Raw genomic sequence first — 19,657 nt, 5'->3', positions numbered from 1 at the left:
TATATTAATTAAAATCTAAATATAAGCCAATCAATGCGTAAAGAATGACTGTTGAGAATAAAATCACCATATGCAGCAATGAATAGACAAATAATAAATTCGCCCATTTTTTCGGATCTTTTTTATGATAACCATAAATATTTAATACAAGCCATACAGCGCTTAAAATAATCGCTACGAGCATAAGTCCTGTACTTAATGAACCAAGTGGAATACAGCAAAGGATCAAGATAACTAAATACACATTTGTGGTCACATATGTGCGCTTCATCCCTTTTGCTACCGGTAGCATCGGTACACTAGCGGCACGGTAATCTTCCATTTTTCGAATAGCAATCGCATAAAAGTGTGGCATTTGCCAAATTAATTCGATAATAAATAAACTAATAATCGCCGGATGGAAAATATCATTGCTGACAACACCCCAACCAATTAACGGAGGCATCGCGCCTGATAAACTCCCGACTTCGGTGTTATAAACCGTATGACGCTTTGTCCACATTGTATACGGTACAACGTAGAAAAACCAGCCTAAAAAGCCAAGTAGTGCCGCCATTGGAGATGCAATATAAAGCATGCCCAAACCGGCAAGTAATAATGTAAAGCTAATCACTAACGTCATAACAGGTGAAACTTCACCTGTTACGGTTGGACGTTTTTGCGTACGACGCATTTTTGCATCAATATCACGGTCATACCAGTTATTAAACGCGCCCGCTCCACCAATAACAGCTGCCGTTCCTGCAATCGCGAGTAAAATGGCGAGCTTTTCATCAAATGGATTGACATGGTATGTGTACATCGCAAGCATAAGACCCGCAATCATCGTAATTAAATTCGATTTAATAATGCCCGTTTTAATTGTTTGTGCTAAAACTTTCATCATCGTCGGATTTTCTACATCGAGTGCGGCATGTTGACTTGCCATATTTTTTGTTTTTTGCTGACTTCGCATGTACTTCATTCCTTTTCAAATTAGTGCGTTAAAATGCGACTAATCCTATTCGTGCTTCCTTCTTGCAATATGTCTATCATAACAAAAAATAATTCAATTACCTATTGTATTTGACGATTTCACATAAAAGACACGATTCATTAATTACTATCGTAGGCAACTATCTATATTTCTGACAGTGCTTTCGTTATACTGAAGGCATTCGAAAGGAGTTTTCTATTCATGAAGATTAGTTTTATCGGCCTTGGTAATATGGCTTCGGCCATTGTTCGTGGCATTGCTGCTGCTCACGATGATGCAAGCTTTATTATTGGCTATAACCGCACAACGACAAAAACAGAGGCACTTGCCGCTGAAACAGGCATTACTGCTGCCACAACAATCGAGCAAGCCGCACAGGCAGACATTGTATTCCTTGGTGTCAAACCACAGCAATTACATGAGATTGCCGCACAGCTTCGCCCGCATTTAAGAAACGAACAATTAGTTGTCTCAATGGCAGCTGGGAAAGATCTTAACGCATTGCAAGCATTATTTGGACACGATGCCTTCATGCGTATCATGCCAAATGTTAATGCAGCTGTTGGCCACTCGACAACAAGCTATGCCGTGTCAGATGCCGTAACAACTGCACAACAACTGCAAGCCGTTACATTATTAGAAGCAACGGGTTCGATGATTGCCTTACCAGAAGAGCAGTTTGCGATTTTTTCTGCTATCGCTGGTGCAGCACCTGCCTTCCATTACCTTTATATGGATGCTATTGCACGCGCCGCAGTAAAAGAAGGCATGGCAAAACCGATTGCTCTTCAAATTGCCGCAGACGCTGTATTAGGTAGTGCCAAAATGGTGTTAGAGAGTCAAACGCATCCGATTGAGCTAGTCGATCAAGTGTGCTCACCTGGTGGTACAACGATTGAAGGTGTTATGACATTAAAAGCGCATTCATTTGAGCATGCTGTGCACGAGGCCGTTCATGCGGTTATCGAAAAGGACCGTACATTCGAATAATCAATCGCTTTTTACAAACAGGAATCACTTCATTGATTTCTGTTTTTTTATGCCAAAAAACAGGAAATTGATGCTTAAAAACAGTTTGTATTGACTTTCATTTCCTTTTTCGATATAGTTTACTTACAAAAATGTAAACGCTTTCAAAAAAGAGAGGAGTTTTTTAAATGCAAACACATATGATTCCTGTAGAGTCGTCTAAAATTAACGCTATTGGATATGAAGCAAGCCCGATGATTTTACGTGTTGAATTCCATAAAGATGGCGTTTTCGAATACTATGGTGTGCCTGAACTTGTCTATAATGATTTCATGGCTGCCGATTCGCACGGCACGTATTTCACGCGTTCAATTAAAAACCGCTATCGCTATGTTAAATTGAGTTAGCATTTATGAAAAAAAGAGGAATTGCGAAAGACGCAACTCCTCTTTTTTTATTACTGTCGGTTATCTAGAAAATGCATTGCTTCTGCCAAAAGACCTTTCCATGTGTCATAGGATGAATGTTCTTTTACAAAAACATTTAAGTCGCTTTCCGATAAGCGTTGGACATCGGCAACATTGTTAATATCAATTGGCAATTCTTTCAACAGCTGTTCAATCGAAGCAAAATCGGTTTTTTCACGAATAAAATCCTCTGATAATAAATCAGATAAGCCATATTTCCCTCCGGTAATTGCCTGCACCTGTCCGAGCAAATCAAGCAAACTCACATTACCAACTCCTCTAGTTTTGTCTTAATTTTCTATACCCGATAGCATGTGTACTAAACTATTTTGCTTTGTTGTATGGTACTTTTGTGGCAGCACCTTCTGCAAGTGTTGATTTTTTAAGTGCTACGTATAGGTTGCCACCTTTTTTATTTAATTTAATGGCTTTTGTCATTGTGGCACTTGTCGCTTTGAAGCTTGTTACTTTTTTCTTTTTCTTCGCATCACTATAGACATTTACTGTTGCACCAACTGGTAAGGCTTTTAAAGTAATTGTTGATTTTGCAGCATTTTTCACGACAACATTTGAACGTTTTACAGATTTAGTAACAACATTTGCTTTCAATGAATAATTTGAATGACCAAATACTTCTTCGTCAGAACCTGCTACGCGTACATAGTATGTTCCTTTATTAACATAGGTTGAGCTTGTTAATTTAGTTGCTTGGCGATTCGCAACATATTCAAAATTTTTAACGCCTTTACGGTTGGCATCATATAATGTGTAGCCTAAATCTGCATTCGGATTTGATGATGTCGCTTTTAACACAAGGTTTCCTGATTCTGCAACGTCTACTTTAAAGTAATCCATTGGGTCTAAATCATTGGCAACGCCCGTAAATGTTTTATTTAATGGTAATGCTGTTGCTGATTTACGATCATTATTGCTTTCTAACTCAATTTTATTTTTCGCTTCAAATTTTGTTGTTAGACGGTACGTTGAATCTTTATACTCTTTTAATGACCCACCTGTTACAACTAAATAGTATGTACCTGCTTTTAAACCAGTTTTAAATGTTGGTGAAGGCTCTTCTAATGGTAAATACTCGCCTGTTAAGCTTTCGTATGAATCGTCACCTTCTGTTAAGAATTTTTCGTTCACACCGTAGTTGATTGCTGATGAAGAATCAAGTAATTCTTCTAATACAGATTCTACATCTGTTAGTTTAACAGGACGTAAGTAATCAAAAATATCCCCAAGTGTTGTAAACTCATATGAGTAAAATGGATTTAATTTTGTTGTTAACATAACGGATAAACCTTTGTTCTTCGCATCTGCGATATGTACTTTTAACTCACCATTAGTTGGTACAGTTACTTTAACAACATCAATTGAATCAGTATCTAATTGCCCGTTAATTGATGTTGTGGTTGTTTTTGCTGTTGTTTCATCGATCACACGTTTTTCAAGTGCACTTGCAGGTGTTGCCACAGCACTTAATGCCATCGCTCCTGTAAATAAAGTAGCCATCGCTGTTTTTGTCATTTTTTTCATTCGTAATCCCCCTGAATTCTCTTTTATTTACTAATAATATCAATAAATCGGGTCGTTTCGCAGGTTATTTTTGTAAAATAATTATTATTACTTATGTTTCGATAAAAGGCCTATTGAATAATAGATAGCATTAAATCTGAATGTTCGGTACTATTTAAATGGAGGTGTCTTCATTGGCAGAAAGTATACATACGGAAAAAACATTTCTAGACGGCATCAAAGATTGCATTCCAACCTTACTAGGCTATATTAGTATCGGCTTTGCATTTGGTGTTGTCGGCATCGCATCACATTTATCCATCTTTGAAGTCTTTTTATTATCATTGCTTATTTACGCAGGGGCAGCACAATTTATTTTTTGTGGTCTTTTTGTAGCAGGTACACCAGTGTCTGCCATTATTTTGACGACCTTTATCGTCAATTTGCGACATTTTTTAATGGCACTCTCTGTTGCCCCGTCCTTCAAAAACGAATCGTTGGCACGAAATATAGGCTTCGGTACCTTACTGACTGATGAAACTTATGGCGTAGCGATGACAAAGCTTGCGCAGGGACATACATTATCAGGGCGCTGGATGGACGGCTTAAATATAACCGCCTATTTATCATGGATTATTGCCTCTGTCTTCGGAGCCTTTGTCGGAAAATGGATTCCTAACCCTGAAAATTGGGGTTTAGATTTTGCATTAACAGCTATGTTTGTAGCACTGCTCATTCTTAATTTAGAAAGTACACCCAAAAATAAATTAATGCACTATCTATCACTAATTCTTTATATGGGTATTGCCATGTTCGTGTTAATGAATTTTCTACCTGGGCATTTAGCGGTGCTCATTGGTACAGTACTTGTTGCATTGATTGGGGTGTTAACCGAAAAATGACAACCTGGACGATGGTTTGGCTTATTTTAGGATGTGCAGTCGTTACATGGCTACCGCGCGTCATCCCGTTTATTCTCGTAAAAGCTGTAACGCTTCCTGCATTTATGATGCGCTTTTTGACGTATATTCCGGTATGTATATTAAGCGCACTCGTATTTGACTCCCTTTATACAAAAGGTGTATTTATGACATCGATTAATTGGTTAAATTTTGCAGCCTTCCTTCCGACATTATTCGTTGCGATTTGGACAAAAAGTTTATCAAAAACCGTTATTGTCGGTGTTCTGACAATGGCCCTATTACGCTATTTTTTTGCGTGACGACATAAAAAAAGAGCTACTGCGTATATACGCAATAGCTCTTTTTTAGTGAGTGCTAGACATTGTCCGTTACTCGTTTATGAATCATTCTTTGTGAAAATAATTCATATCCCCTAGTTTGCTTGTAACAATGATTCTTTCCAGCTCGCTGGTAAGATTGCATTAAATCGTGCGCGTTGCTTGTCTGAAAGACGTGTAATTTGGATACGATCATTCACCACTACAAAATGATCGCCTTCTTTTGCAGAGAATAAATAACCTAATAATGCGATGGCAGCTTCTGTTGTCATCGTTTTCGCTTCGTATCCTACACGTAATACTTGCTCAAACGTTGTTGCATTGGCGTTGTACGCTTCTACTAATGTCTCAAACTCCATGTTTGCTACTTTACTTGTGAATGCTTCTAGTTGATTACGTTTTACTTTGTATAAAATTTCATCATTCGTTAAACCATTGCTACGTAATGCTTCAATTTGTAATGCTTGTGTTAATTCAATTGTTACTGTCATAAGCAAACTCCCCTTTTGTGAAAATGAATCACTCGTTTTTTTATAGCAGTATATTTCCAATCCCAACATGGAAATTATATTGTTGTAAATATACAATATCAATTCATTTTAATGACGTCAATGTATATAAAAAAATAAAATAATTCGAACAATTTAAAGTTTTTATGTCTTTTATGTTTTTTCATCTATTACGAATCATTTTCTCTATTTTTATACATATTACTGTTTAAAAAACAAAGATATAGGCATTTCCCTACGGTATCATAGTCGAACATTAAAAATATTTATACGATATATTTCATTTATTGACGAACATTCACTCATTTAAGTGTTGAAAGGTTCCGATTTCCCATAGTGGATAAAATGTATTTTTAATTTTAAAAATTAATTTTTATACATTATTACCTAACGAATAATTCCAACATAAATTGTCCGTCATCTTCTTTATATTATGATATAATAGTAATTGCATGAGCTTTTTATTGCTAACAGCTCATGCTAGGTCATCAATTGACTCGACACGATTTTACATTATTTATTTTTCTGAATTTTCCAGTAATTTTAATTGGAGGTTTTTTATATGGTAGAGTTAAGCGAATTATTAGCTCAACTCATGATAATTATTGTTGCCGCAAAATTATGTGGCACTATCGCCTCACGCTTTGGTCAACCGAGCGTATTAGGCGAAATTATTGCCGGTATTTTAATCGGACCGGCTGTATTTGGACTTGTACATACAAATGGACATGATGTGCTCCATTTATTAAGTGAAATTGGTGTTATTTTCCTCATGTTCTTCGCAGGTGTTGAAACGAATTTAAAGGATTTAACAAGTAGTATGAAGTCGGCATTAACAGTCGCGGTATTCGGCGTTATTTTACCGTTTATTGGCGGATATATCGTCGGTGTAAGCTTTGGTATGGATTCATTGCACGCGATTTTTTTAGGTATTGTACTGACTGCCACATCGGTTAGTATATCAGTGCAAACCTTCCGCGAGCTTCATTATATGAGTACGCGCGAAGGCGCAACTGTCCTCGGCGCAGCGATTGCTGATGATATTATCGGCTTAATTATTTTAGCGATTATGATTAGTATGACTGTTGGTAGTGGTGATCCGTTATCACTTATTGTCTTAAAACAAGTAATTTTCTTCGTTGTCATTATTGCGATGCACAAGCTATTACCGCATCTGACAAAAATCATCATTCGAATGCCGATTCCGGATATGGCCATTTTCTATGGCGTTATTTTATGCTTCCTGTATTCATGGTTCGCTGAATTTATGGGCATTAGTAATATTATCGGCGCATTCTTCGCGGGCTTAGCACTCGCAAATAATGACCTATTACGCGAAAATTTAGAAGGCAAATTATTACCGTCTGTTAATGTCATCTTTATTCCAATCTTCTTCGCAAGCATTGGTTTAGTTGTGTCATTAGATGGCCTAGCAGAGCATCTCTTATTAATCATTGTGTTATCAATTGTGGCTGTAGCGACAAAAGTAATTGGTGCCGGCTTTGGTGCACGTATTACTGGATTTAATATATCCTCCTCGCTCATTATCGGGACTGCGATGATTTCACGTGGTGAGGTGGCCTTGATTACCTCTTCTATCGGTTTAGCTGCCGGCTTATTCTCACAAGAATATTACACGCCAATGGTGATTGCCATCGTCGTCTCAACACTTGTGACACCGCCGATGTTGAAAGTACTCATTTCAAAACAACAAGCAGCATAATACAAAAAAACAGGCATTGCTTTTAAAAAGCGCTGCCTGTTTTTTTTATATTTCATTCGTTTCTATGTACGACAATTCAGTTGCTCATACCAATAAACACGACTTGCGAGTTGCGGATATTCATCATTTAAAGCAACGCGTGCATTATCTCGTTTTATTTTCGTTAAATAACGTTTCAACGCAATAAAAATTTGCTCAAAGCCATCGTCAAATGGATAAACAAATCGTCCACATTTTTCAGATTCTACAATTAATTGTTGCGCTTGTCGTGTCAATTTAACTGTATTATTGCGATACGTATAAATTTCCTTCGTACCTGGTTGCTCATATAAATCAACAAACGCATCAATAAAGTCAACTAGAAATCGTCCTTGAATGGATGCATAGACAATTGCTTGTTCATCATCTTTTAAGGTCACACTTTGAAAAAAATAATCCTCGTAATTCCCCAATTTTAACATTTCTTCCCCAACAGAATGCCATTTCATCACCATAGTGTCGTTTAACACCTCCACCTATATTATGTCTTATTTTTTCTCATAAAATCAACATTATTCTATTAAAAACTTTTATTCTATAAAAAAAACGTCTGCACTTCTGCAGACGCTATTGCCTAGACTAACTCGGGTAATAAATGCAATACCTCAGCAATGGACTCAATCGTATAGGTCGGTTCAATGCCGGTATTATTTGCTGTATGATGGAAATTAAACCAACATGTATCAAGCCCTGCGACAATACCACCTTGAATATCACTCGTTAACGAATCGCCAATCATTAATGTCGTTTCCGGGATAATTTCAGAGGACTCAGCGAAGACAATATCGAAAAATTCACGCTGAGGCTTATGATAGCCAAGCTCCTCTGAAACATAAACCGCCTCGAAATACTGCGTGAAATCCGAATCTTTTAGGCGGCGATGTTGTGTTGAGCCAACACCATTTGTAACAACGTACTTTGGTATATTACGTAATGCTTCAAGCACTTGTTTTGCGCCTTCTACTTGCTCATGACCTTCCGCTAACAAGGCTTGATATTCGGCCGCCAGTGCAACACCATCCACCATAATATCATAAATATAAAAGGTTTCAAAAAAGCGTGTATCAAGTAAATATTCGCGTGTCATCTCCCCACGTTCAAACGCGTGCCACATACTGCGATTGATTTTTTGATACGTCGCATGGAGACTTTCTTGGTCAAGTGTCGGACCATACTTGGATAAAATTTTAGCGAGCGCGACTTCCTCCGCTGCGTCAAAATTTAAAATCGTATTATCTACATCAAATAGTAAATGTGTATATTTCTTCATGCTGTTCCTCCAAAATCATTTAAACTAAATCTTATCCTATCATACAATGTAAAATAATGTAGGAATTTTGTATGACTGTGTTGTACGCAGTGCAACGAAAAACACTTCCAAAGAGAAAATCTCTTTGGAAGTGTTTCAGACAAGTTTTAGGAAAGGCGCCCTTTAAAATCTTCATAGCCAAAGCGTTTTTGTAAACGACAATTTCCATCGCGATCTTGAATAACTAAATCCGGTAATGCCATCCCATTAAACGTATTATTTTTCACCATTGAATAAATCGCCATATCTTCAAAAACAAGTCGGTCACCCGGTGTAAGCGGTGCATCAAATGAATAATTGCCAATGACATCCCCCGCAAGACAGGTCGGGCCACCGAGACGATACGTATGCGCTTTTTCACCCGCTTCCCCACTGTTTTGAAGTGGCGGACGGTACGGCATTTCAAGCACATCTGGCATATGACAAGAGGCAGACGTATCCAAAATAGCGATATCTCCGTCATTATATGTCGTATCTAGAACGGTCGTTACAAGATAGCCCGCTTCGTATGCGATAGCCTCGCCTGGCTCTAAGTAAATGCGTAAATTATACTTTTGCTTCATATACGTAATGCATTTTTTTAGTAGCGCTAGATTATAGCCCGGTTTTGTAATATGATGACCTCCGCCAAAATTCAGCCATTCCATGTCATACAGCACATCACCAAAGCGTTCCTCTACTGCTAAAATCGTTGTCCACAGGTCATCACTATCTTGCTCGCATAATGTATGAAAATGCAGCCCCGAAACATTCGCAAGTGCCTCACGGTCAAAATGCTGTGCGGTAATGCCAAAACGACAACCTTTCGCACAAGGGTCATAAATTTCATGTCCTACTTGTGTGGAGTGCTCTGGATTAATACGCAGCCCAATGCTTTTCCCTGCAGCTACTACTTGCTCGCCAAAGCGTGCTAACTGTGAAAATGAGTTAAAAACAATATGATCGCAAATCGATACGATTTCCGCAAAATCACTGTCTTTATAGGCTGGTGAAAAAATATGATTTTCCTTGCCCATTTCCTCATAGCCAAGCTTTGCTTCATATAAACCGCTTGCCGTTGTCCCATGTAAATATTCCCCGATTAACGGATACAAGCTATACATGCTAAATGCCTTTTGCGCTAATAAAATATGACAGCCTGTTTCGTCGATGACTTCCTTTAAAATGCGCAGATTCCGCTCAATTAATGTTTCGTCTACCACATAGGCAGGCGTCGCAATATCTGTCATCTTCATGCTAATCAACAAGCTCCGGCGTTAAGCTTTCTTGCCATGGTAGGCCCCATTTATTTAAGCCTTCCATGAATGGATCTGGGTCAAACTCCTCGATATTGTAGACACCTGGTTTTTGCCATGTACCATTCATCACAAGTGCTGCGCCAATCATGGCTGGTACACCTGTCGTATAAGATACTGCTTGTGAGCCAACCTCCGCGTAACATGCCTCGTGGTCACACACATTATAAACATAATATGTTTTATCTTGACCATCTTTTTTACCGCGGAAAATACAGCCGATATTTGTTTTCCCTTTTGTACGTGGACCAAGAGATGCTGGATCTGGTAGTACGGCTTTTAAAAATTGGAGCGGAATGATTTCTTTTCCTTCATACATAATAGGCTCAATCGCTGTCATACCAACGTTTTCTAAACATTGTAAGTGGCGTAAATACGATTCACCGAATGTCATAAAGAAGCGAATACGTTTAATACCCGGAATATTTAATGCAAGCGATTCTAACTCTTCATGATGTAGTAAATACATATCCTTTTCGCCGACTTCTGGGAAGTTGTACACACGTTTGATTTCCATTGGCGCTGTTTCTACCCAGTCACCATTTTCCCAATACGAGCCATTTGCTGTTACTTCGCGAATATTAATCTCTGGGTTAAAATTGGTAGCGAATGGATAGCCGTGGTCGCCAGCATTACAATCTAAAATATCGATGTAATTAATTTCATCGAAATGATGTTTTAATGCATGTGCTGAGAATACACCGGTCACACCTGGGTCAAAACCTGAACCAAGTAATGCCGTAATGCCCGCTTCTTCAAAACGTTCGCGGTATTCCCATTGCCATTTATATTCAAATTTCGCTGTATCTTCAGGCTCATAATTGGCTGTATCCATATAATGCGTTTTCGTCGCTAAACATGCATCCATAATTGTTAAATCTTGATATGGAAGTGCTAGGTTCATGACGATATCTGGCTTCACTTCATTAATTAAAGCGATTAATTCTTCTACATTATCTGCGTCTACTTGTGCCGTTGTAATAATCGTTCCTTGGCCATCTAATTTTTCCTTTAAGGCATCACATTTTGATTTTGTACGACTTGCGATACAAATCTCCTCAAATACCTCGCTATTTTGTACACATTTATGAATTGCGACTGATGCGACACCGCCACAGCCAATAATTAATGCTTTACCCATTTTTACATAACCCCTTTTCTATTTTTGAAGTGCGATTAAAAACTCGCGAATAACTTTTCCTGCAAGTGCCGTTGAACGGCCGGATGGATCATAAATTGGTGCGAGCTCATTGACATCACAAGCGACAACATTGGCCTGTTTACTAACAGCAATCAATGCGTCAATAAGTGCTGTAAATGTTACACCACCCGCTTCTGGTGTCCCCGTTCCCGGAAACTCTGACGGGTCGAGGACATCTAAATCAATCGTGAAATAGACTGGCTTATTACCAATGGCTTGTAGTGCTTGTGCTAAACCATCGAAATTAAATTTTTGAAGCGTTGTATGGCCCTCGTCTGCCCATTTAAATTCTGGACGGTCGCCTGAGCGAATACCAAAATGATAAATTTTTTGGTCGCCTAGTAAATCATGGCAGCGACGTAATACGGTCGCATGTGATAATTTTTCGCCTAAATAATCATCCCGTAAATCCGTATGCGCATCGAAATGAATCATATGTAAATCTGGATGTTTTTTAAACGCTGCACGTACGGCTCCAAGGGTCACTAAATGCTCACCGCCAACCATAAATGGAAATTTCCCATCGTCTAAAATCGTTGTTGCACGTGCTTCAATCGCCTCTAACACACGCACTGGGTTACCAAATGGTAGCTCTAAATCGCCACTATCAAACACTGCATAATCCGTTAAATCCTTATCTTGGTACGGGCTATACGTTTCTAAACCAAATGATTCTGCGCGTACGGCCGATGGACCAAAACGTGTTCCCGGACGATAGCTCGTCGTCCCATCAAATGGCACGCCGTATAATACATGCGTTGCGTCGCGGTAATCCGCTTCACAGCCGATAAATGTTTGAATATTAGTCTTCAACATCTGCTAATAGCTCCTCTACATAGTTTGGTAGGCAAAACGCTCCGATATGTAACTGATGATTATAATATTTCGTCGGAATATTCAATTTTTTAAAGCGCTCCGCCTGCTGGTGCTCAATTGGGTGATACTGTTTTGACGCAAAACCAAAAAGCCAATGACCTGATGGGTACGTCGGAATATGCGCCTGATAAACGCGACTAATCGGAAAGCTTTCCACGATGCGCTTATGTGCACGCTGCATCGCTAAACGATCCTCTTCGTAAAATGGACTTTCATGCTGATTAACCATAATACCATCTGATTTCAGTGCGTTATAGCAGTTGCCGTAAAATTCTTTCGTAAAGAGTCCTTCACCTGGTCCAAAGGGATCTGTTGAATCGACGATAATGACATCATATTGATTTTCAGCATGGCGTACATATTTTAAGCCATCTGCAATATGCACCGTTACACGTGGGTCGTCAAAGCCACATGCTGTTTGTGGTAAATACTTTTTACACACGTCAATAACTTGCTCATCAATTTCTACAAGATCAATCGTTTGAACCGATGGATACTGTGCTAGTTCGCGTAAAATACCGCCATCCCCTGCACCAATAACTAAAATATTTTCTGCTTTTGGATGCACAGACATTGGTACATGTACAAGCATTTCATGGTAAATAAATTCATCTTTTTCCGTCAGCATCATATAGCCATCAAGCGTTAAAAAACGGCCAAACTCCGCTGATTCAAATACGTCAATGCGCTGAAATTCACTTTGTGCGCTATAGAGTTGTTTATTCACTTTAATCGAAAATTTGACATCTTTCGTATGTGGCTCGCTATACCATAGCTCCATCTAAACACCCTCCTTGACGACATTTAATTTTTCTACTTGTAAATCCTCTGTGCCGGTTAACTGACAGCCCTTTTCCTTCGCATAGGCAATATACGTCACAACGGCCTCAGTCACGACTTCCCCTGGTCCTAAAATCGGAATACCCGGTGGATAGCACATAACAAATTCACCACATATACGGCCAATTGCCTCATGAAGTGGCAACAGCTCTTTTTGTGCATAAAAGGCTTGTTGCGGTGAAATGGCAACGACTGGCTCAAGATATTCCTGCGTCAGCATGCCTTTTTTCGAACGTTCAAAGCGACGTTTAATATCGGCTAATGCTCCGACTAAGCGCTCGATATCACGCTCGCGGTCGCCAACGGAAATGTATGCCAAAATATTTCCAAGATCTCCAAATTCAATTTGAATATCGTAATCATCCCGTAAAATATCGTACACTTCAATTCCCGCTAAACCTACGTTTAAAGTATGAATAGAAAGTTTAGTTGGGTCTAAATCATAGACACTATCGCCGTTAATCAAATCGTTACCAAACACATAATAACCACCAATGGCATGCAATTCGTCGCGCACATAATTCGTATAATCGACGACTTGTTGGAAAATGTCATGACCATTTAACGCTAAATTGCGACGTGATAAATCCAGACTCGCCATTAATAAATACGATGCACTTGTCGTCTGCGTTAAATTCACTACTTGACGTACATAATCCGCGTTCATGCCAGGCCCCATTAATAAAAAGGAGCTTTGTGTTAGGCTACCGCCTGATTTATGCATGCTCACTGCAGCCATATCAGCTCCAGCGGCCATCGCCGAAATCGGCATATCTTTACCAAAATAAAAATGCGTACCATGTGCCTCATCCGCAAGTACTTTCATACCTGCTTTATGTGCCACATCAACAATACCTTTTAAATCTGAGCAAATCCCGTAATACGTTGGGTTATTCACAAATACGGCCTTCGCATTTGGATGCTCTTCAATGGCACGCTGTACTTGGGTAATCGACATGCCGAGTGCAATCCCGAGTTCATCATTCGCCTCTGGATTGACATATACCGGAATCGCGCCATTTAACACGAGCGCATTGAGTACGCTACGATGGACATTGCGCGGTAGAATAATTTCATCGCCCTGCTTCGTCGTGCTAAAGACCATCGCCTGTACAGCCGATGTCGTTCCACCGACCATAAAAAAGGCTTCATTTGCACCAAAAGCTTGTGCAGCGATTTCTTCTGCTTCCTTAATGACGGATACAGGATGGCATAAATTATCGAGTGGTTTCATCGAGTTAACATCGACGGCCAATGCATCTTCGCCTAGAAAAGCAGCAAGTTTTGGATTACCACGACCTCGCTTGTGACCTGGTACATCAAACGGTACGATGCGTTGTTTTTTAAAGTGCATCAGTGCTTCATAAAGCGGTGCCTTTTGCTGCGTTGTTGCAAGTTGCTGCATGAATCGTTACACTCCCGTTCCGTGAAAAATTTCTTCCATTTCGACGTGAAGCGCCGCAAGCATCTGCTCTTTTTTAAGCGACGACACGTCAGCTAAATCCATATCAAATACATAATTTTCGAGTGGTAAATCTTTTAAACGCATTCGCGTGTGAAACAGATTGGCATGTGGGACATTCATATCGTCAACGTCGTATTTAGCAAGTGTAGGAGACGCAATATAGTCTTGAATCGAGTGAACTGGATGGTCAAGATACACTTTATTGCCATGAATATCACGCGTGAATCCTCGTACGCGGTAATCCATTGTGATGACATCTGAATCGAATGATGAAATTAAATAGTCGAGTGTCGATAGCGGTGTAATCTCACCACAAGTTGCGACATCAATGTCTACACGGAACGTCGCTAAATGGTTTTCTGGGTGAAATTCCGGATATGTATGCACCGTCACATGACTTTTATCTAAATGAGCAACGAGTGTATCACTACCATAGCGCGCTAGTTGTTGCTCAGCAATTAAACACGTCACGCTCGCGCCTTGCGGATCATAATCTTGCTTTGAGACATTTAACACATGCGCACCAATCATTTCCGTCACATGCAATAAAATATCCGTTAGGCGGTCTGCATTGTATTGCTCATCAATATAGTCTATATAGGCTTGTTGCTCTGCAGACGTCTCCGCATAACACACATCATAAATATTGAAGCTCAGTGCCTTTGTTAAATTATTAAATCCATACAGCTTTAATCGTTCCATTTTCCACACCTCCAACAAAAAAAGAGCAAGCAATGCACTTTGGCATCACTTGCTCTTGGATATATACATACGAATTCGTAAAAAAATAGACAAGTTCAGAAAAACAGAAAAAATCGCCTAAATTCCCGTATCGGTTTCGAAGTTAATCCTATCATGGCTTTTTAGAGTCTATATAGCAAATAATTACTTTTACTACTCATATTGACCAATTTCACAAGTTGATGTGCATTTAAACACTGGTTGTAAAGTAACCAACTTATAAAACTTGAGCTTTTAACTCAATCAATAGGTGGAATGGCTCCACCAAGCGGCAGTCGACCCGGCTGTCCGTATGGCCTTAACTCCTTAAAGGAGTGGTCAAATAATCATTGCTCGGAAAGACTCACTCGAAAACGACTTCCCTGTTGAACAACGCATTTATCGTAACAACACAATGTTTTAATGTCAATAAATTTTTAGAAAATTTTCAAGAATTTTTTTATTTTATAACTAAAGAAAACGCATAAATACTGTAAATTAGACAACAGAAAAAAAGTCGCATTTATCGAACATTTTATGCGACTTTTTAATTTTTATTCGTATGTTAGTAATTCATCAATGGCGATTTTTACGCGGCTTGGATTTGGCATCCAGTCTCGTTCAATGGTGCCTGCCGGGTAAGGTGAATCAAACCCTGTCACACGTTTAATCGGCCCAACAAGCGAGAAAATAGCGCGTTCTGAAACAAGCGCAGCAATTTCTGCACCGATACCATTTGTTTTAACTGCTTCATGTACAATACATAATCGTTCGGTTTTTTCAACTGAGGCTACAATTGTATGAATATCTAGCGGCGCCACTGTACGCAGGTCAATTAGCTCGATCGATACCCCTTGTTTTGCATAGTCTTCTACAACTTGCTGTAGCCACACAACAGGCGGTCCCCATGTCACAATCGTTGCATCCGTTCCTTCTTGGACGATTTTTGCCTCACCAATCGGTACCGTATACGCTTCATCTGGTACCTCTTCACGTACCGAACGATAAATGCTCATCGGCTCTAAAAACAGTACCGGATCGGGGTCCTCAATTGCTGCAAGAAGTAAGCCTTTTGCGTCATATGGACTCGATGGCATCACAATTTTCATACCTGGAGAATGACTAAAAATCGCTTCAATACTGTCTGCATGAAGCTCCGGTGTATTAACGCCTGCACCATACGGACTACGTACGACAATCGGTGAATGGAAGCGGCCATTTGAGCGGTAACGCATACGCGTAGCCTGGCTAACCATTTGATCCATTGCTTCATAAATAAAGCCGAAAAATTGAATTTCTGCGATTGGACGTAAACCGTTAACACTCATACCGACCGCTGTACCGATAATGCCAGACTCTGCAAGTGGTGTATCAATAACACGCATCGGGCCAAACTTTTCCTTCAGCCCATCCGTCACACGGAATACACCGCCGTTTGTTGCTACGTCTTCGCCTAATAACACAACATCCTCATGCTCCATCGCATGAAATAATGCCTCATTAATCGCCTGTACAATCGTTTTTTCGCTCATTATTCATTCCCCCTTAAACCATCGATTTGCTCTTGAATAAGCGTTGGAGGTGTTTCGTAAACTTTCTCTAGCATATCCGCTAATGTCGGTGGTGGTGTTTCTTCAATTTTCGCCACAGCTTCCTCGATTTCCTCCGATGCACGGTCTTCTATAGCACGTTCAAATGCCTCGTCCCATAGGCCTCTCGCTTCTAAAAAAGCTCGCATACGTACAAGTGGGTCCTTTTGTTGCCACTGCTGTTCTTCCGTCTGTTCACGGTATTTTTTCGGGTCATCTGACGTTGTATGTGGTCCTAAACGATACGTCACAGCCTCGACAAATACAGGCCCATCCTGTGCTTTGTCATAGGCACGTTTCATTACATCATAGCAAGCTAATATATCATTGCCATCTACATATTCATAGGCCATATTATATGCCTTTGCACGCTCCACAATTGTTTCTGTGTTCATTTGTTTACTAACTGGCGTACTGATGGCATATTGGTTGTTTTGACATACAAAAATCACAGGTAGCTTATAAACGGCTGCAAAGTTTAGCGCCTCGTGGAAATCTCCCTGACTCGTTGCACCATCGCCGAAAAACGTCACCGTACGTGCCTGCTCGCCTTTAATTTTCGATGCAAATGCCACACCTGTCGCATGAAGCATTTGTGCTGCAATAATGATTTGTACCGGCAAGACATTGACACCTTCAGGAGCACCACCGCCGTCACTATACCCTTTGAAATAACGAATAATATTTTCAAGCGGCATACCATGAAGCATCGTCGCAACCGAATCACGGTAACTTGGCGCTATCCAGTCCTCTTTATTTAATACAAGCGCACTCGCTACCTGAATCGCTTCTTGACCACTCACTGGCGCCACAAGTGCCATACGCCCTTGACGCTGCATTTTAAACATTTTTGTATCAATCATACGGCCACGTTTCATTTCTGCGTACATCGTCTTTAATACATCATCTGATGGCACCGCTACATCGCCAATTAAGTTCCCTTGCTCATCTAACCATTTTGTCATTTCCATCTAAGGCACCTCCTATGCTTTTAATAACAAGCGTTTTGGATTTTCTACATAGTTCTTAAATGCTTCCATAAAGTAGCCGACTGCTTCCCCATCAATAATACGATGATCAAATGATAGACTTGACCCCATTACCGTACCGATACCAATTGTACGGTCTGGTAAAATAACTGGTTTTTCCACCATTGCATGTAGCCCTAAAATTGCTACTTGAGGTGCTGTCATAACAGGTGTTGCATAAACACCTCCGCGCATACCCGTACTTGAGATAGTAAATGTAGCACCTTTTAATTCATGTAGTGATAATTTATTATTACGCCCACGCTCTGTTAAATCTTGAAGCTGTGCGGCAATTTCTTCTAGCGATAATGTTTCTACATTATGAATAACTGGTACGACAAGACCTTGCTTTGTTGCCATCGCAATCCCAATATTTACATTTTCATGATAAATAATTTCTTCTTTTTCTTCATCAATACTCGCATTAAAAATCGGATTTTCTTGTAGCACATACGTAATAATTTTAATAAAGAATGGTAAGTAGGTTAATGGCTGTTCTGTAAACGCTTTCAAGTCTTTACGCACACGATTCAGTTCATCAACTTGCATGTCGTACATCGCTGTCGTATGTGGGATATTCGCTAGTGAATACGCAATGTTTTGATACATTTGCTTACGTACACCAGAAATTTTTTCACGACGTTTTTCACCCATAATAGGTGCTACACGATGTACCGATACTTTTGCAGCTTCTTTTGTTGGATCAGCTTGTGATACTTCTGCTGAACTTCCTGAAGTAGCATTTCGAATATCCTCTTTCGTTATACGCCCATGTGCTGCAGAGGCCTGTACCGTTTGAATATCTATCCCTAGTTCACGTGCCAATTTACGTACGCTCGGCGCTGCCTTAATACGTTTTGGCCCTTTCTCATCTAGAGTAGCTTTCTTTTCGGTTGTCGCAACAGATTCGATAGCTTGTTCAGGTGCTGCTACTTGTTGTGATTCCTCAACTACCGTGCTAGAAGCCTCCCCAGTATCTACTTCTACGAGTGTATCACCAACAATAATGCGTTGGCCAATATCCCCAATGCGTTGCATAATGATTCCTTTTTTTGGAGCTGTTACCTCGATTGCCACCTTATCTGTTTGTAATTCTACAAGTGCTTCATCACGTTCTACGGTATCGCCAACGTCAACAAACCACTGCAAAATTTCAGCTTCATGTAGCCCTTCACCAACATCTGTAAACAACACTTTTTCCACAGAAATCACCTCGTTTATGTTATTTTTAGCTGTTTAAAGTCATTTTATCGTTCATACTATTATCATATTCGATTATGAATTATTTTACAATATATAAGTATATTCGTAATTTTCTGATAATTACTTATTTCACAGCTATTAGAAATAGTAATATATTATATATTTCTTTCTAAATATAATAATTTAGCAATGATGACATTTTTGAGTATAAACGCTTGTATAAGTTATTAATAGTGATATTTGTCACCTGGTACTAGCATCAGATATAATATCTAGATTTTAGTAAAAAAGGACAGAAAAAAACACGTCATATAGATAGATTTTTCTATCTATATGACGTGTTTTTTTAATATGAGTCATGCAGGATTCGAACCAGCGACCCTCTGATTAAAAGTCAGATGCTCTACCAACTGAGCTAATGACTCGCCTAGCAACGTCCTACTCTCGCAGGGGGAAACCCCCAACTACCATCGGCGCTAAAGAGCTTAACTTCTGTGTTCGGCATGGGAACAGGTGTGACCTCTTTGCCATCATTACTAGACTTTTGGTTACGGCTTCTTCTCTACGTCGTCTTACATTGTCAGCTACTTCATTCGCATCCTCACATACTTAAGTATGCTCCGGTGCTCACTCATTGCTTCCTCGTCTGACTCGTATAGTAGAACCCTTCGTACAAAATGTACGTGAAAG

The 19,657-nt window shown here is 39.6% G+C and carries 20 protein-coding genes, 1 tRNA gene and 1 rRNA gene; 5 read left to right on the top strand and 17 right to left on the bottom strand.

The annotated features are described in order from the left end of the window. Window positions 1-4: 4 nt before the first annotated feature. Window positions 5-955, bottom strand: a complete 951-nt coding sequence (cyoE, locus tag KTHG_RS05010) for a heme o synthase (protein ID WP_139991884.1) — start codon at window positions 953-955, stop codon at window positions 5-7. Window positions 956-1,177: 222 nt separating this feature from the next. On the opposite strand from cyoE, the gene proC reads away from it, so the two are divergent. After that, window positions 1,178-1,966, top strand: a complete 789-nt coding sequence (gene proC / locus KTHG_RS05005) for a pyrroline-5-carboxylate reductase (RefSeq protein WP_139991882.1) — start codon at window positions 1,178-1,180, stop codon at window positions 1,964-1,966. A gap of 167 nt (window positions 1,967-2,133) precedes the next feature. Continuing rightward, window positions 2,134-2,352, top strand: a complete 219-nt coding sequence (locus tag KTHG_RS05000) for a KTSC domain-containing protein (protein WP_126989482.1) — start codon at window positions 2,134-2,136, stop codon at window positions 2,350-2,352. 50 nt (window positions 2,353-2,402) lie between these two features. On the opposite strand, the gene KTHG_RS04995 is transcribed toward KTHG_RS05000, so the two are convergent. Together KTHG_RS04995 and KTHG_RS04990 are read right to left on the bottom strand one after the other, a co-directional pair. Continuing rightward, window positions 2,403-2,678: a hypothetical protein gene (locus KTHG_RS04995; RefSeq protein ID WP_126989481.1), complete on the bottom strand. Its 276-nt coding sequence runs from the start codon at window positions 2,676-2,678 to the stop codon at window positions 2,403-2,405. A 58-nt stretch (window positions 2,679-2,736) separates the two neighbouring features. Then, window positions 2,737-3,951: a PPC domain-containing protein gene (locus KTHG_RS04990; RefSeq protein ID WP_139991880.1), complete on the bottom strand. Its 1,215-nt coding sequence runs from the start codon at window positions 3,949-3,951 to the stop codon at window positions 2,737-2,739. Between the two features lie 158 nt (window positions 3,952-4,109). Here KTHG_RS04990 and KTHG_RS04985 point away from each other — a divergent pair, with 158 nt between their 5' ends. Further along, the gene (locus tag KTHG_RS04985) at window positions 4,110-4,832 is read left to right on the top strand and encodes an AzlC family ABC transporter permease (protein WP_139991878.1); all 723 of its coding nucleotides are present in this window, start codon (window positions 4,110-4,112) and stop codon (window positions 4,830-4,832) included. Next, window positions 4,829-5,152 carry an AzlD domain-containing protein gene (locus KTHG_RS04980; protein WP_126989478.1) on the top strand — a complete coding sequence of 108 codons (324 nt, stop codon included), beginning with the start codon at window positions 4,829-4,831 and terminating at the stop codon, window positions 5,150-5,152. Before KTHG_RS04985 ends, KTHG_RS04980 begins: the two co-directional genes overlap by 4 nt. 113 nt (window positions 5,153-5,265) lie before the next feature. Here the strand turns inward: KTHG_RS04980 and KTHG_RS04975 are convergent, their stop codons facing one another. Next, a complete protein-coding gene (locus tag KTHG_RS04975; RefSeq protein WP_139991876.1) occupies window positions 5,266-5,661 on the bottom strand; it encodes a hypothetical protein in 396 nt (131 codons plus the stop codon). 580 nt (window positions 5,662-6,241) lie between these two features. Between KTHG_RS04975 and KTHG_RS04970 the strand changes: the two genes are divergently transcribed. Continuing rightward, window positions 6,242-7,402: a cation:proton antiporter gene (locus KTHG_RS04970; protein ID WP_139991874.1), complete on the top strand. Its 1,161-nt coding sequence runs from the start codon at window positions 6,242-6,244 to the stop codon at window positions 7,400-7,402. 62 nt (window positions 7,403-7,464) lie between these two features. Here KTHG_RS04970 and KTHG_RS04965 read toward each other — a convergent pair whose 3' ends face one another. From KTHG_RS04965 to rrf, 13 genes are all read right to left on the bottom strand, one after another. After that, complete coding sequence (locus tag KTHG_RS04965) at window positions 7,465-7,896, bottom strand: hypothetical protein (RefSeq protein ID WP_126989475.1); 432 nt, start codon at window positions 7,894-7,896, stop codon at window positions 7,465-7,467. A 119-nt stretch (window positions 7,897-8,015) separates the two neighbouring features. Further along, window positions 8,016-8,711 (bottom strand): YjjG family noncanonical pyrimidine nucleotidase, encoded by a 696-nt coding sequence (locus KTHG_RS04960; RefSeq protein WP_139991872.1) that lies wholly within the window; start codon window positions 8,709-8,711, stop codon window positions 8,016-8,018. A 146-nt stretch (window positions 8,712-8,857) separates the two neighbouring features. Beyond that, window positions 8,858-9,985, bottom strand: a complete 1,128-nt coding sequence (gene nspC, locus KTHG_RS04955) for a carboxynorspermidine decarboxylase (protein ID WP_139991870.1) — start codon at window positions 9,983-9,985, stop codon at window positions 8,858-8,860. Window position 9,986: 1 nt separating this feature from the next. Next, on the bottom strand, window positions 9,987-11,186 hold the full coding sequence (locus tag KTHG_RS04950; protein WP_126989472.1) for a saccharopine dehydrogenase family protein: 1,200 nt from the start codon (window positions 11,184-11,186) through the stop codon (window positions 9,987-9,989). Between the two features lie 18 nt (window positions 11,187-11,204). Further along, window positions 11,205-12,062: an agmatinase gene (gene speB / locus KTHG_RS04945; RefSeq protein WP_126989471.1), complete on the bottom strand. Its 858-nt coding sequence runs from the start codon at window positions 12,060-12,062 to the stop codon at window positions 11,205-11,207. Continuing rightward, window positions 12,049-12,903: a polyamine aminopropyltransferase gene (gene speE / locus KTHG_RS04940; protein WP_126989470.1), complete on the bottom strand. Its 855-nt coding sequence runs from the start codon at window positions 12,901-12,903 to the stop codon at window positions 12,049-12,051. Before speE ends, speB begins: the two co-directional genes overlap by 14 nt. Then, complete coding sequence (locus tag KTHG_RS04935; RefSeq protein WP_139991868.1) at window positions 12,904-14,367, bottom strand: aminotransferase class I/II-fold pyridoxal phosphate-dependent enzyme; 1,464 nt, start codon at window positions 14,365-14,367, stop codon at window positions 12,904-12,906. A 6-nt stretch (window positions 14,368-14,373) separates the two neighbouring features. Further along, window positions 14,374-15,129 (bottom strand): adenosylmethionine decarboxylase, encoded by a 756-nt coding sequence (speD, locus tag KTHG_RS04930; RefSeq protein WP_139991866.1) that lies wholly within the window; start codon window positions 15,127-15,129, stop codon window positions 14,374-14,376. A 572-nt stretch (window positions 15,130-15,701) separates the two neighbouring features. Beyond that, window positions 15,702-16,679 carry an alpha-ketoacid dehydrogenase subunit beta gene (locus KTHG_RS04925; protein ID WP_126989467.1) on the bottom strand — a complete coding sequence of 326 codons (978 nt, stop codon included), beginning with the start codon at window positions 16,677-16,679 and terminating at the stop codon, window positions 15,702-15,704. Next, entirely contained in the window at window positions 16,679-17,707 is a 1,029-nt protein-coding gene (gene pdhA / locus KTHG_RS04920) for a pyruvate dehydrogenase (acetyl-transferring) E1 component subunit alpha (protein WP_139991864.1), read from the bottom strand. The genes KTHG_RS04925 and pdhA overlap by 1 nt, the downstream gene beginning before the upstream one ends. Window positions 17,708-17,719: 12 nt before the next feature. Further along, window positions 17,720-18,967, bottom strand: a complete 1,248-nt coding sequence (locus tag KTHG_RS04915) for a dihydrolipoamide acetyltransferase family protein (protein ID WP_139991862.1) — start codon at window positions 18,965-18,967, stop codon at window positions 17,720-17,722. A 352-nt stretch (window positions 18,968-19,319) separates the two neighbouring features. Next, window positions 19,320-19,392 (bottom strand) — tRNA-Lys (locus tag KTHG_RS04910). Beyond that, a 5S ribosomal RNA gene (gene rrf, locus KTHG_RS04905) occupies window positions 19,393-19,508 on the bottom strand. Between the last annotated feature and the right edge of the window lie 149 nt (window positions 19,509-19,657).

Origin of the sequence: Kurthia sp. Dielmo (genome assembly GCF_000307285.2) — a bacterium.
Lineage (GTDB): Bacteria > Bacillota > Bacilli > Bacillales_A > Planococcaceae > Kurthia > Kurthia populi.
Note: the sequence above shows the minus strand (reverse complement) of the source record. Positions and strands in the feature narration are given on the sequence as shown.

What these genes read in the sequence shown, in the direction of transcription:
- cyoE (WP_139991884.1), bottom strand. Translation starts at nt 955, where the DNA reads ATGCGAAGTCAGCAAAAAACAAAAAATATGGCAAGTCAACATGCCGCA.
- proC (WP_139991882.1), top strand. Translation starts at nt 1,178, where the DNA reads ATGAAGATTAGTTTTATCGGCCTTGGTAATATGGCTTCGGCCATTGTT.
- KTHG_RS05000 (WP_126989482.1), top strand. Translation starts at nt 2,134, where the DNA reads ATGCAAACACATATGATTCCTGTAGAGTCGTCTAAAATTAACGCTATT.
- KTHG_RS04990 (WP_139991880.1), bottom strand. Translation starts at nt 3,951, where the DNA reads ATGAAAAAAATGACAAAAACAGCGATGGCTACTTTATTTACAGGAGCG.
- KTHG_RS04985 (WP_139991878.1), top strand. Translation starts at nt 4,110, where the DNA reads ATGGAGGTGTCTTCATTGGCAGAAAGTATACATACGGAAAAAACATTT.
- KTHG_RS04980 (WP_126989478.1), top strand. Translation starts at nt 4,829, where the DNA reads ATGACAACCTGGACGATGGTTTGGCTTATTTTAGGATGTGCAGTCGTT.
- KTHG_RS04975 (WP_139991876.1), bottom strand. Translation starts at nt 5,661, where the DNA reads ATGACAGTAACAATTGAATTAACACAAGCATTACAAATTGAAGCATTA.
- KTHG_RS04970 (WP_139991874.1), top strand. Translation starts at nt 6,242, where the DNA reads ATGGTAGAGTTAAGCGAATTATTAGCTCAACTCATGATAATTATTGTT.
- KTHG_RS04965 (WP_126989475.1), bottom strand. Translation starts at nt 7,896, where the DNA reads ATGGTGATGAAATGGCATTCTGTTGGGGAAGAAATGTTAAAATTGGGG.
- KTHG_RS04960 (WP_139991872.1), bottom strand. Translation starts at nt 8,711, where the DNA reads ATGAAGAAATATACACATTTACTATTTGATGTAGATAATACGATTTTA.
- nspC (WP_139991870.1), bottom strand. Translation starts at nt 9,985, where the DNA reads ATGAAGATGACAGATATTGCGACGCCTGCCTATGTGGTAGACGAAACA.
- KTHG_RS04950 (WP_126989472.1), bottom strand. Translation starts at nt 11,186, where the DNA reads ATGGGTAAAGCATTAATTATTGGCTGTGGCGGTGTCGCATCAGTCGCA.
- speB (WP_126989471.1), bottom strand. Translation starts at nt 12,062, where the DNA reads ATGTTGAAGACTAATATTCAAACATTTATCGGCTGTGAAGCGGATTAC.
- speE (WP_126989470.1), bottom strand. Translation starts at nt 12,903, where the DNA reads ATGGAGCTATGGTATAGCGAGCCACATACGAAAGATGTCAAATTTTCG.
- KTHG_RS04935 (WP_139991868.1), bottom strand. Translation starts at nt 14,367, where the DNA reads ATGCAGCAACTTGCAACAACGCAGCAAAAGGCACCGCTTTATGAAGCA.
- speD (WP_139991866.1), bottom strand. Translation starts at nt 15,129, where the DNA reads ATGGAACGATTAAAGCTGTATGGATTTAATAATTTAACAAAGGCACTG.
- KTHG_RS04925 (WP_126989467.1), bottom strand. Translation starts at nt 16,679, where the DNA reads ATGAGCGAAAAAACGATTGTACAGGCGATTAATGAGGCATTATTTCAT.
- pdhA (WP_139991864.1), bottom strand. Translation starts at nt 17,707, where the DNA reads ATGGAAATGACAAAATGGTTAGATGAGCAAGGGAACTTAATTGGCGAT.